The sequence below is a fragment of the Lentzea sp. NPDC102401 genome, from assembly GCF_044765805.1.
GTDB classification, from domain to species: Bacteria; Actinomycetota; Actinomycetes; order Mycobacteriales; family Pseudonocardiaceae; genus Lentzea; species Lentzea sokolovensis.
On record NZ_JBIWKS010000008.1, the window covers coordinates 357,519 to 368,418 of the forward strand.

At 66.9% G+C, this 10,900-nt stretch carries 14 protein-coding genes and 1 pseudogene; 6 read left to right on the forward strand and 9 right to left on the reverse strand.

What is annotated here, in order from left to right:
• Window positions 1-15 precede the first annotated feature (15 nt).
• Window positions 16-669: a fasciclin domain-containing protein gene (locus tag ACIRG5_RS28140; protein ID WP_402909779.1), complete on the forward strand. Its 654-nt coding sequence runs from the start codon at window positions 16-18 to the stop codon at window positions 667-669.
• 63 nt (window positions 670-732) lie between these two features.
• Here the strand turns inward: ACIRG5_RS28140 and ACIRG5_RS28145 are convergent, their stop codons facing one another.
• The 5 genes from ACIRG5_RS28145 to ACIRG5_RS28165 are packed head-to-tail and all read right to left on the reverse strand — an operon-like array spanning window position 733 to window position 3,105.
• Window positions 733-1,125, reverse strand: coding sequence for an NAD-binding protein (locus ACIRG5_RS28145; RefSeq protein ID WP_402909782.1), 393 nt, complete (start codon window positions 1,123-1,125; stop codon window positions 733-735).
• Between the two features lie 42 nt (window positions 1,126-1,167).
• The gene (locus ACIRG5_RS28150; RefSeq protein WP_402909785.1) at window positions 1,168-1,941 is read right to left on the reverse strand and encodes an anti-sigma factor domain-containing protein; all 774 of its coding nucleotides are present in this window, start codon (window positions 1,939-1,941) and stop codon (window positions 1,168-1,170) included.
• A 16-nt stretch (window positions 1,942-1,957) separates the two neighbouring features.
• Window positions 1,958-2,410, reverse strand: a complete 453-nt coding sequence (locus tag ACIRG5_RS28155) for an isocitrate lyase/phosphoenolpyruvate mutase family protein (protein ID WP_402909788.1) — start codon at window positions 2,408-2,410, stop codon at window positions 1,958-1,960.
• Window positions 2,301-2,900, reverse strand: coding sequence for an isocitrate lyase/phosphoenolpyruvate mutase family protein (locus ACIRG5_RS28160; protein ID WP_402909791.1), 600 nt, complete (start codon window positions 2,898-2,900; stop codon window positions 2,301-2,303). Before ACIRG5_RS28160 ends, ACIRG5_RS28155 begins: the two co-directional genes overlap by 110 nt.
• Before the next feature lie 16 nt (window positions 2,901-2,916).
• Window positions 2,917-3,105, reverse strand: coding sequence for a hypothetical protein (locus ACIRG5_RS28165; RefSeq protein ID WP_402909793.1), 189 nt, complete (start codon window positions 3,103-3,105; stop codon window positions 2,917-2,919).
• A 298-nt stretch (window positions 3,106-3,403) separates the two neighbouring features.
• Between ACIRG5_RS28165 and ACIRG5_RS28170 the strand changes: the two genes are divergently transcribed.
• Entirely contained in the window at window positions 3,404-3,613 is a 210-nt protein-coding gene (locus tag ACIRG5_RS28170; RefSeq protein WP_402909796.1) for a hypothetical protein, read from the forward strand.
• Here the strand turns inward: ACIRG5_RS28170 and ACIRG5_RS28175 are convergent.
• A pseudogene (locus tag ACIRG5_RS28175) lies at window positions 3,607-3,861 on the reverse strand (DUF4383 domain-containing protein); the annotation flags it as partial. The gene ACIRG5_RS28170 and the pseudogene ACIRG5_RS28175 sit on opposite strands and share 7 nt — an antisense overlap.
• A 312-nt stretch (window positions 3,862-4,173) precedes the next feature.
• Here ACIRG5_RS28175 and ACIRG5_RS28180 point away from each other — a divergent pair.
• Entirely contained in the window at window positions 4,174-5,010 is an 837-nt protein-coding gene (locus ACIRG5_RS28180) for a hypothetical protein (RefSeq protein ID WP_402909798.1), read from the forward strand.
• A 57-nt stretch (window positions 5,011-5,067) separates the two neighbouring features.
• Window positions 5,068-6,606: a hypothetical protein gene (locus ACIRG5_RS28185; RefSeq protein WP_402909800.1), complete on the forward strand. Its 1,539-nt coding sequence runs from the start codon at window positions 5,068-5,070 to the stop codon at window positions 6,604-6,606.
• Window positions 6,607-6,671: 65 nt separating this feature from the next.
• Here the strand turns inward: ACIRG5_RS28185 and ACIRG5_RS28190 are convergent, their stop codons facing one another.
• Window positions 6,672-7,304 carry an anti-sigma factor family protein gene (locus tag ACIRG5_RS28190; protein ID WP_402909802.1) on the reverse strand — a complete coding sequence of 211 codons (633 nt, stop codon included), beginning with the start codon at window positions 7,302-7,304 and terminating at the stop codon, window positions 6,672-6,674.
• Window positions 7,301-7,822, reverse strand: a complete 522-nt coding sequence (locus ACIRG5_RS28195; RefSeq protein ID WP_402909805.1) for a sigma-70 family RNA polymerase sigma factor — start codon at window positions 7,820-7,822, stop codon at window positions 7,301-7,303. Before ACIRG5_RS28195 ends, ACIRG5_RS28190 begins: the two co-directional genes overlap by 4 nt.
• 144 nt (window positions 7,823-7,966) lie before the next feature.
• Here ACIRG5_RS28195 and ACIRG5_RS28200 point away from each other — a divergent pair, with 144 nt between their 5' ends.
• Window positions 7,967-8,818 (forward strand): DUF4394 domain-containing protein, encoded by an 852-nt coding sequence (locus tag ACIRG5_RS28200; protein ID WP_402909808.1) that lies wholly within the window; start codon window positions 7,967-7,969, stop codon window positions 8,816-8,818.
• 42 nt (window positions 8,819-8,860) lie between these two features.
• On the opposite strand, the gene ACIRG5_RS28205 is transcribed toward ACIRG5_RS28200, so the two are convergent.
• The gene (locus ACIRG5_RS28205) at window positions 8,861-9,808 is read right to left on the reverse strand and encodes an alpha/beta fold hydrolase (RefSeq protein WP_402909811.1); all 948 of its coding nucleotides are present in this window, start codon (window positions 9,806-9,808) and stop codon (window positions 8,861-8,863) included.
• Between the two features lie 509 nt (window positions 9,809-10,317).
• On the opposite strand from ACIRG5_RS28205, the gene ACIRG5_RS28210 reads away from it, so the two are divergent.
• A complete protein-coding gene (locus tag ACIRG5_RS28210) occupies window positions 10,318-10,698 on the forward strand; it encodes a hypothetical protein (protein WP_402909814.1) in 381 nt (126 codons plus the stop codon).
• Window positions 10,699-10,900 lie beyond the last annotated feature (202 nt).

Here is a 10,900-nt window from a genome sequence, read left to right on the forward strand (position 1 = left end):
TTGGAGATGTCCGTCATGAACAAGACCGTCCGCAACACCGTTCTCGCCATCGGCACCGCCTCACTCGCGCTGTTCGGCGCGGCGTGCGGTTCGGGAGACATGGCTTCCAGCAGCTCCAGCACTGCGCCCACCTCGGCGACCTCGACGGCTCCGTCATCGCAGGCGATGGCCGATCCGGCCAAGGATCTGGTCGGCCCTGGTTGTGCCGACTACGCGAAGCAGGTTCCGTCCGGCTCCGGTTCCGTCACGGGCATGGCCGCCGACCCGGTTGCCGTCGCCGCGAGCAACAACCCGCTGCTGACGACGCTGGTCGCCGCGGTGTCGGGCAAGCTGAACCCGAAGGTCAACCTGGTCTCGACGCTCAACGGCGCCGAGTTCACCGTCTTCGCGCCGGTGGACTCGGCGTTCGCGAAGATCGACGCCGCGACGATCGAGAAGCTCAAGACCGACGACGCGCTGCTGACCAAGATCCTCACGTACCACGTCGTCCCCGGCCAGATCTCGCCCGACAAGATCGCCGGCGACCAGAAGTCCGTGCAGACCGGCGTGGTCAAGGTGACTGGTTCCGGCAACGCGATCAAGGTCAACGACGCCAACGTCATCTGTGGCGGCGTGCACACCGCGAACGCGACCGTCTACCTCATCGACTCGGTCCTGATGCCCGCCTGACATCTCCAGGGCAGCAGTACCGCGACTCCGGGAACCGCGCTGTTCAGGCGGTTTCCGGAGTTTTCACGTCTGCGGGTTGTCTGGGTCTTGTTGCATGTGGACGGTCACGATCCCGTCGGACGCGAAGATCGCGTGGTTCTCCGGTTCACGGATGATGACCACTAACAAGGCAACGGGGTTGAGCTGCCGGACCGCCCTCGTGATCAGAAACGCGTTGAGGTCGTCCGGCACCGCGACGATGACACGATCGGCGATGTCGGCGGTTGCTTGGTCGAGCGCACATCTGTCTCGCCCATCGCCGACAAGCGCGGTGGCACCGTTAGCTGTTGCCTCGGCGACAGCGAGGAAGTCGATGTCCAACACGATCAGCAGCGCGTCCGGCTGTGAGGCCAGCACGGAGTTCACGGCGCTGCGTCCGGTGTCGCCGTAGCCGATGACGAGAATGTGATCGGTCACAACCGGGATTCGGCGTGCCGCTCGAACCGGATTGCGTCCGATTCAGCGAAGAGCGATGCTGAGAACCTGAGAGCCAGTCGGGCTCGGGGAACCGCCCGCCGGCTCGACGGTGAGAACGGCTTTGCCGGCCCCCTCGAACCCGCTCACGAGCAATGAAGTCACACTGCCCGCCGGACGCGCGATGCCCGCTGATCGTGGACCGTGGTCGTCGATCAACCACAGTTGGTAGACGCGGTCGCGCGACAGCGTGTGCAGGCCGTGTGCCAGGAAGAGCATCTCGTTGCGGCTGAGCGAAATCGCCGCGGTGGCCGCAGGCTCTCCTGCCGTGACGAGCCGCAGGTCAGGCGCCGCCAGCAGATCACCGATCTGAGTGTGGGGAGAGGCGGCCACGGGGGTGATCGGCGACGTGGTCAGTGCGCCGTGCACACCGGCCACCGCCGCGGCGACCACACAGGCGGCCGAGATGAGCACTGCGGCGCGCCGAAAACTTTGGCGTCGCGAAAGAACTTGTCCGAACTGAGGGGTCGGCGGTACCTGCCTCGCGCGGCGGACCGCGTGCAGCACCTCTGGCCGAAGGGTTGTGGGGACGGCGTGGTCCACGGCGCTGCCCAGTCGGGCCGCGGTCTCAGTCAGTCCGGCCATCTCGGCCGTGCAGCCTGGGCATCTGTTCAGGTGTGCTTCGAACTCGGCTCGCTCGGAGTCCGGCAGCGTGCCGAGCGCGTGAGCACCGGTCAGCAGGTGCGGATTGGTCGCACGTGTCTCTCCCGGTTTCACATATCTACTTCGTAGCCGCCAGCTGATCGGATTGCACACCATCTGGTCACGGCGAGACTTAACGTCCCGATAGGACTGTCCTCGTAGGCAGGTTCACATGATCGCGGTCCGCAGCAGTGATCAGCAATTCGCTCACCCCTGCTGCGGCCGGCGCTCGGCACTGAGGGCGCTCACCCAATCTGGCGTACGACGGGCTCCGGTCGCTGTATCGGGTCCGTCGGTTCAGTTTGCGGGTGTCGTCGGGTAGTCCACCGCCCGCGTAGACGTCCTCGGCAAGCTTGGCCAAGGCGGTGAGTGCGACGTTCTGGCTCCACGGCCCGTAAGACACGCGCGAGATGCCGAGCTTCTGCGCTGTGTCCAGGGGGATCGAGCCGGGGATGCCGATCAGGTTGACCTTGCGTTCACCCAGCGCCTCGACCAGCCGCTCGACCTGTGTGGTGTCGAGCTTGCCTGGGACGAAGAAGTTCGAGGCCCCCCGCGTCGAGGTAGGCGCGGCCACGGGCGATCGCATCTGTCAGCACGTCCTCGGGGTCACGGTCACCTGCCTTGACGAACGCGTCGGTGCGGGCGTTGAGCACGAAGTCGACCCCGGCGGCCTGCGCGGCGGCGACCGCGGCCTCGACGGCCCGCACCGACTCGTCGAGCGGCTTCATCTGGTCTTCGAGGTTGGCGCCTGCCGCGCCGGCGTCGATGGCCCGCGCGATGGTGCCGCCAGGGGCGCCATAGCCGGCTTCCAGGTCGGCGCTGACCGGCAGGTCGCCGGCCACGCGCACGATCAGCGCGATCTCGGCGATCATCTCGTCGCGGGGAATCTTCTCGCCGTCCGGGTAGCCGCGGGAGGAGGCCGCGATGCCGTGGCTCGGTGTGGCGAGCGCCTGGGTGCCGGGTGTCTCGGCGACCACCTTCGCGGTGATCGCGTCCCACACGTTGACGACGAGCAACAGCTCCGGTGCCGCGTGCAGGGCCTGAAGGCGCTTGGCTTTGTCTGCCGTGGAGGTCATGTCCGCCTTTCTGCAGTCACTCGGCCGGAAGCGTCGGCTTGAGCGACTGGGCGAGGTGGGCGGCGTTGCGGTCTGCGGTGGCCAGGTAATCACTCCATCGGGTAGATGGCGTCGTCGCGTCGATCCAGCACGACCAGGTCGCGCGGATGTTCTGCGTGCGGATCCGCCAGATGCGGTTCAGCCGGTTCGGGACGGCGCCGCGCAAGTCCCTGTGCGTTCGCCGAAGTTGGTGCCGGACGCACAGGGACAGAACCCTTCACGCGAGCGGTGAACAGTCCACGCAGCGCTCGGTTGGGCATCCGGCGTCGTCAAGCGCTGAACCAGAGTGGAGCGGGCGACCCTCCAGCGGACCGAAAGATCACCTGAGGCGGTGTGGATGCCGAGGTGACGGGAATCCTGAGTTCGGTCGCATCGTGATGCACAGGCCTGTCGATCCGATCGTCCGTGCACTCTTGCGCGCTTATGCTCCGAATCGCTGCAAGGGAGTCGAGGGGAGGCTGCTTGTGGGCCAACCGGTGAACGGTGGCGTCGAGCTCGGTCTTGAGCTCGACGAGGGGACTCCGGCGCTGCGGGCGATCCGGGCGCGGATCGCCGATGCACTCGTGGGTGAGGACGAGGATCTGGTGCAGGACGCCGCACTTGTGGTCACCGAGCTGGTCAGCCACGCGGCCGGACCACGGATCGTGCGGCTGTCGTGCAAGCCACAGAGATAGATCGCGCCGCCGCCGACCAGGTAGACCGCTGCCCGACGGGCCGTACTGGCCATCAGCAGTCCTGCGACACCAAATGTGATGTGGACCAGGTTGTGCAGCACGGACACCGCGAACACGCCCAGCAGCAGTGCGCCTTCGTGGTGACCGGCGAAGGAGAGCTGGTCAGCGTTCGCGGTGACGCCTGGGACGAAGCCGAAGGCGCCGACGAGTAGGAACACCACCCCGACCACCGCCGCGACCAGCTGGATCGGCCGAGGAGGCGTCTTGCGGGTGTCTCGCGCGGGAGGAACTTGTTGGAGTCAAAGGACTCACCTCCGAGAACCTTGACGCGAATTTGACATTGATGATTCGGAACGCGGTCATTCATGGATTGGTGATCACTGTGCGTCGATGTGGTTGGCGCGATCATGTGCCACAAAGTAGTCAAAACAGATGTTTCGAATTTGTTCGCGTCGCTGATCTGCGACAACAGAAAACTTCCACTTTCGGGTGAACCGGCGCCGGAGCAGCTCCGAATAGGAGCATGTACGGGTGCTGATTCGTTGAAAGGGGGTGATTGCATGAAGACGACGTGCTCTACAACGCTAAGGCGCGCACTGGGTGTGGCCGGCTTTCTCATCGGTTTCGGCCTGCTCTCGGCGGGAGTCGCGAGCGCTGATGAGGGCGACTCACCCGGCTTGCTGGATGGGGTCGGTGCGCTCATCTCCCCGGTGACGGACGTGGTGGCACCGGTGGTGCAGCAGGTCGCGCCGGTAACGAGAGGTGTTGCGGCGGTGACCGATCCGGTGCTCAAGCCGGTTCTGAAGGCCGCCGCGCCGGTGACCGAACCGCTGCTGGCACCGCTCGCACCGATCGTCGACACCGTGGTGCGGCCCTTGAGCCCGGTGCTGGAGCCACTTCAGCTCGTTACGGCGCCGCTTCTCGCCCCCGTGGTGAGCACGGTGCAGGACGTGCCGGTGGTGCCGCAGGCCGCGAAACCGTTGGTGACACAGCGATCCGCTTCGACGGATGTTCCGCAGCCGGCTCCTGTGCCCGACGTTCCCATTGCTGTGCCTGCGGTTCCTGAGGCGCCGTGGACGCCGGTCATCGCGCCGGATGCCTACGCTGTGGCGCTGCCAGACCGAGTCGCGGTGGCGATGTTCCCACGGCAGCAACAGATCTCCGCATCTGATGTGGTGCCACCGACTGAGGCGCCGCTTCCACCGTCACCTGACGTGCCGTTCGCTTTGCCCGGCACGATGGGATCGGTGTCGTCAAGTGGATCGACGAGTCCCGCTGTCTCGGATCTCCCCGCAGGTTCAGGAGTTCGTCCGAACAACGGATCGCTTGTGGTAAGTACAGATCACCAGGTCCACGGGTCGTGGTGTTACTACTACGGCCGAAGTCATCCCAGTTGATCAGTCCTGCCAACCAAGCCGACAGATCACCAAGCTTGTTTGACAGGAAGGTTCGACATGCACAGCTATGTGCGACGCGGTCTGATGGCCGCAGTGTTCTCGGGAGGCTTCCTCCTGGCCGGCTCGGCAATCGCGAGCGCTGACACGGGAGGCAATGGCCTCCTGGGCGGCGTCGGCGATGTCGTGCACTCGGTCGTGAACGGCGGCAACGGCGGTAACTCGGGTAACGGCGGCAAGGCCTCCAGCTCGAACAACGCCACGTCCGGCAACTCGGGCAACTCCGGGAACTCGGGTGCGACCGGCGGCAACAGCGCCTACGGCGTCTGCGTGCTCGCCAAGTGCAACACCCAGGTGAGCTCGGGCAACTCCGGGAACACGGGCGCGACGGGTTCGTCCGGCGATGCCTCCAACCACAGCACCACGGTGGGCGGCAAGTCCGGTGCGGCAGGCAACGGCGGCGACGCCACCGCGGCTGGTCGTTCGCAGAACGCGAACTCGGGCAACGGCGGTAACTCGGGCAACGGCGGCAACGCCTCCAGCTCGAACAACGCCACGTCCGGCAACTCCGGTAACTCGGGCAACTCGGGTGCCACCGGCGGCAACAGCGCCTACGGCCTGTGCGTGCTGGCCGAGTGCAACACCCACGTCACCTCAGGCGACTCGGGCAACACCGGTGTTACGGGCTCGACCGGTGACGCCTCCAACCACAGCAACACCGTGGGCGGAAACTCGGGTCCCGCCGGTGACGGCGGCGACGCGGCGGTCGTGAGCAAGAACCAGAAGTGGAACAACCACGGCAAGTCTGGTTCGGCTGAGGCGACTGCGGGCAACGGCGGTAACTCGGGCAACGGTGGCAACGCCTCCAGCTCGAACAACGCCACGACCGGTAACTCGGGCAACTCCGGGAACTCGGGCGACACCGGCGGCAACAAGGCCGTCGTGTGGACGATCGGCTCGGACAAGGGGCACGGCAAGTCCTGGAACAGCTCCAAGTCCTGGACCACCGTCACCTCGGGTGACTCGGGCAACACCGGCGCGACGGGTTCGACCGGCGACGCGACCAACCACAGCAACACCGTGGGCGGCAACTCCGGTCCGGCCGGCGATGGCGGCAACGCCTGGGCGACGACCGAGCAGGGCAAGTCCTGGAACCACGGCAAGTGGAGCCACCGCAACAACAACTCCGGCTCCACGGAAGCCACCGCGGGCAACGGCGGCAACTCGGGCAACGGCGGCAACGCCAGCAGCTCGAACAACGCCACGACCGGTAACTCGGGCAACTCCGGGAACTCCGGTGCCACCGGCGGCAACTCGGCAGTGGTGAAGTCCGAGAACAAGAACCAGAAGTGGAACGACCACCGCGGCGACAACTGCCACGGCTGGAACAACCACGGCTGGAAGCAGTCCGGCTGGAAGAACCACGGCACCAAGTCCTGGACCGAGGTCACCTCGGGCAACTCCGGTGACACCGGCGCCACGGGTTCGACCGGCGACGCCTCCAACCACAGCAACACGGTCGGTGGAAACTCCGGTCCGGCGGGCGACGGCGGCAACGCCTCGTCCTGGACGCACGGAAAGCATTCCGTGAAGGCGTGACCACGAGGTGATCGCAAAGGCGGGGCCGGTGGAAACCGGCCCCGCCTTTCTCGTGCGAGCAAACGTCAGCGCCGCGCGAACTTCGAGGCCAGCGTGATCGTGCCGGTGGCGTCGCGCACGATGAAACCCGACGCGTTCGCGCGCAGCACCGAACTGTTCAGGTTGCAGTGCATGACGTTCGCGCCGGTGCCGATGAACGAGCCTGCGGACACCTCGGCGCCGTCGGTGCCAGTGACGGAGACCTGGAAGGTCTGTCCTGAGGCGAACCCCTGTCCGTCGAGTTTGATCTCTACTCCCCAGGTGTGCGGGACGATGGACGCCTCCGCGGTCACTCCCGGAGCCTGCTGGACGAGCGCGACTGGTTCGAGTGGTGCGGCGGGGCGCAGGTACCACCAGGTCGCGCCCGCGATCACCACGGCGGCAGCAGCGGTGACCAGAAGCGTCGTGCGCGTCCGCCGTCCACGTTGGGCATCGACCCGCCGCACGACCAGCTCTTCGAGATGCGCGGGCACAGTGACGTTGTCGGCGTTCGCGCCGGCCAGTGCACGCGCCACTGGGGCGAGTTCGGCGACGGTGCTCTGACATTCCGCGCAGTCGTCAAGATGGTCCAGCACCGCCGCGAGCTCAGACCCCTCAAGGTGGTTCAGTACGTAGGCGCCGAGCAGTTCGGTTCGCCTCCGATGGACGAAGTCGTTCACAGCCGCACCCCCATCTCCTCCATCGCCAGCCGCAACGCCTTCAAGCCGAAGAAGACCCGGCTGCGCAGCGTCACCTGCGACACGCCCACCTCGGCGGCTACGTCCCGGTAGGACCGGCCGCGCAGATAAGTCTCCACGAGCGCCACGCGGTGGTTGTCGCTGATCCTCAGCAGTGCTTCCTCCACCAGGCGCTGATCGAGCACCGAGTCGGCGAAGTCGGAGATGTTCGCGGGCCGGTCCGCTGCCACCGCGTGGAGTCGCCGGGTGTGCCGGGCTCGCGCCCGCGCTTCGTCGATCACGACGTTGCGGGCAATCGCGAACAGCCACACACGCAGGCTCGCCAGGTCCGGATCGAACCGTTCGGCGGACCGCCAGGCCTTCAGGAACACCTCCTGCACGGCCTCCTCGGCCGCCTGGCCGTCCCCGAGCTGCCGGAGCGCGAAGCGATAGATCTCCGGGCCGTGCGCGGCGTAGACGTCCCGGAGGTCCAGATCTCCCCGCTTGTCGGTGATCGCCATGAGCTCCCCGTCGCCGCTCCTGAAAGCCAGTTCGGCGCCGGGGGCGGGTCGGATGGGTCTGAATTTGTTTTGTTGGCGCTTCAACATCGGCCTTGGGCGTGCCGTATGCACCCGTGTTCCGCGTTCACAGCCCTGGGAGAAACCATGCGCATCGCTCGCACGACCGCCATCGCCGCCGCGGCAGCACTGCTCACCGGAGTACTCGGCGCGGCGCCCGCCTCGGCGTCCGGCGACCAGCTCCGCGTCCACCTGCTCACCGACGACGGTGTGCTCAGCACCCGGACCTGGTCATCCCCGCTGTTCGCCCAGCACCGCGTCCGCGTCACCGGCCTCAAGGCCCACGACCGGCTCGCCGGCATCGACGTGCGACCCGCCACCGGCGTGCTCTACGCGATCGGACGCTCCGGCCAGCTCTACACCGTCGACACCCGCACCGGCCGCGCCACCGCCGTCGGAGCCCCGATCACGCTCAACGGCACGGCGATCGGCTTCGACTTCAACCCGACCGTGGACCGCATCCGCCTGGTCACCTCGACCGGCCAGAACCTGCGCCTGGTCCCTGACACAGGCGCACTCGCCGCCACGGACGGCCCGCTCGCCTACGCACCCGGTGACCGCGCCGCGGGCAGCACACCGAAGGTGTCCGCCGCCGGGTACACCAACAGCGTCGCCGGCGCGACGTCCACCACGCTCTACGACCTCGACAGCCACAAGGACACGCTCGTCACCCAAGGCACCGCGGCCGGTGTCACCCCGGTCGTCTCGCCGAACACCGGTCAGCTCTTCACCGTCGGCAAGCTCGGTGTCGATGTGGACAAGGCCAACGGCTTCGACATCGCCACCGTCAACGGTCGTCACCACGCCCTCGCCGCCGTGCGCCCCAGCCTGTCGTTGCTGGGCGGGTCGGTGCTGGTGAAGATCAACCTGGAGACCGGCAGGGCCTCGGTCGTCGGGTTCGCGGGCGGCGAGGTCGTCGGCGTCGCGTTCGCGAAGTAGCCGTCGAACTCCAGGAACAGCGCCACGCGCTGTTCCTGGAGTTCATCGGCTCGCGAAGGCCTGACGCAGGAACTCCAGCACGACGAAGCGCGCGGTCTGGGCGGAGATCGAGCCCCAGATCAGGTCGAAGCAGTGGTCGGCGCGCTTGAGAACGACGAGCGTCGGGAGCTCCGGCGCCACCATGTACGGCGTGATCGTCTCCAATGGAACCCACTGGTCGCGTGCCCCAGTGACGACGCAGACGCGTGCTGGCGCGGATTCGACGTGGGCGATGGGCGAACTCCACTCCCAGCGCTCCGCCACCTCGTGCGGTGTACCGCCGAGGAAGTCCACCAGCGGAGACACCTCCCGGCCGACAGGGCTGATGCGCTTGCGGCGCAAGGCCTCGTAGAGCGACAGCAGATCCACCGGCCCGTACATCGACACGACTGCACGGGGCCGCGGTTGTTCACCGAGGCTCGCCGCGAGCAACGCCAGGTGCCCGCCCGCGGACGAACCGAACAACGCGATCCGATCCGGGTCGACACCGAGTTCACCGGCGTGCGCTTCCACCCAGCGCACCGCGTCGATCACGTCGAAGGGAGCGACGTCCCAGCGTGCCGGAGGAGCAAGCCGGTAACTGATGCAGACCGCGCGATAACCGTTGTCCGCCAACCAGTTCGCGTAGGCGCGCAACTGTCGCCAATTCCCGCCCGCCCAACCTCCGCCATGCACGAGCACGACCACGGGCCCCGTCTCCGAGCGATCGGCTGGATGCCAGACGCCAAGCGGAAGACGTGCGCCGTCTCGTGAGACGAGCTCGTGCGTTTCCGGTGCACGTGCGCGAAGAAACCCCGTGAGGTCGAAGAGCGCGGCGAACAGCGACGGGCGCGCACCCATCGCGAGTGCTTGTCCCCACTGCGCTCCAGCCACGCAGACCTGTGCGCCTGCGGTGACCGCCGCGATGACCGCGAAGACGAGATATCCGTTGAACACGGCCACGACCGCCATCGCTGTAGCGAGAAGGGCCAGGGGAGGGGCGAGGCTCAACGTCAGAGCACGGACCACCCAGAAAACAGGTGCGGGTGACGGCATCAGTGAGACTGCCGCGAGTACCGCGATCAACACGATGGTGGTCTGGTGCAAGCTGATCGGCCTCTCCGATGGGCTTCAGCGCCGAGCTGTGCTGCCCTGCGGTGTGGACACCCGTGATTCGACAGCGTGCGCCCTGCGGATTGGCTGAGCACGAAATGCCGCCCCCAGACGCAAGTCCGGAGAGGCTTCTCTGAGATGCCAGAGGCTGAGGTCGAGGTCGTTCAGCACCGTCGAGCCTGCTCGTTGATCATTGCCGCTGGATTTGGACGGCGACGTCGAGCCCGCCGCCGGGTGCGTCGTGGACCAGACGAGAGTGATTGGTCATTGGCCGATCACCCTCGCTGTACAAATGAGCTAGGGCTTCGGGTCGGAAGAAACAGCGGTGCCCATTGCTTCGCCAGGGATGGCAGGAAGTTCGCGACTCCGTGAGCGAGAAGCTCACGACCTGGCGACGCCTCGACGAAGACCTGCTCGGGCCGACGGCCACGTTGCGGTTGCTGACGATCGGCGGCTCGACCGGCAACACCTCGCAATGGTGGGGACAGGGACGTTGGACAGCGATCTGCCGCGCCATCGTCGAGGACGCCGTCGCAGGCGGCATCGCACTTCCGGCGCCCTACGGCCAACTCGGTCCAGAGCGCTTCGTCGTCGACCTCGCCGAACCGGATCAGCTCGGCGACGACGTCCTGGAATGGCTGATCGACATGCCTGCCGCCGGAGCGGACGGCCCTCGAGGGCTGCGGTTCCACGCCGCCTGCGAACCCATTTCGCGCATGGTCGAACCGGTTGACTGGAACCTGGGATAGGAATCCGTGCGGCCCCACCGCACGGCGGAAGTAGTGGGAACGGGCTTGAGCACTGGCTCCAGCATCCCGCCGGCAGCTGGTCCGCCGAGGGAAGTCAGTGGTGTTCGGGAGCAGGCCTTGACCGGCATCGAGCCCGAGGTCAAGATCGGGCCGCCTTCTCGACCACGGCCAACTCCGCTTCGGGGACGATATGGCCCCGTTC

Bases quoted from the DNA above. Each gene is read 5' to 3' on its own strand.
- ACIRG5_RS28185 (WP_402909800.1), top strand. From the start codon at position 5,068: ATGCACAGCTATGTGCGACGCGGTCTGATGGCCGCAGTGTTCTCGGGA.
- ACIRG5_RS28140 (WP_402909779.1), top strand. From the start codon at position 16: ATGAACAAGACCGTCCGCAACACCGTTCTCGCCATCGGCACCGCCTCA.
- ACIRG5_RS28195 (WP_402909805.1), bottom strand. From the start codon at position 7,822: ATGGCGATCACCGACAAGCGGGGAGATCTGGACCTCCGGGACGTCTAC.
- ACIRG5_RS28155 (WP_402909788.1), bottom strand. From the start codon at position 2,410: ATGCGATCGCCCGTGGCCGCGCCTACCTCGACGCGGGGGGCCTCGAAC.
- ACIRG5_RS28205 (WP_402909811.1), bottom strand. From the start codon at position 9,808: ATGGCGGTCGTGGCCGTGTTCAACGGATATCTCGTCTTCGCGGTCATC.
- ACIRG5_RS28160 (WP_402909791.1), bottom strand. From the start codon at position 2,900: ATGACCTCCACGGCAGACAAAGCCAAGCGCCTTCAGGCCCTGCACGCG.
- ACIRG5_RS28200 (WP_402909808.1), top strand. From the start codon at position 7,967: ATGCGCATCGCTCGCACGACCGCCATCGCCGCCGCGGCAGCACTGCTC.
- ACIRG5_RS28150 (WP_402909785.1), bottom strand. From the start codon at position 1,941: ATGGTGTGCAATCCGATCAGCTGGCGGCTACGAAGTAGATATGTGAAA.
- ACIRG5_RS28180 (WP_402909798.1), top strand. From the start codon at position 4,174: ATGAAGACGACGTGCTCTACAACGCTAAGGCGCGCACTGGGTGTGGCC.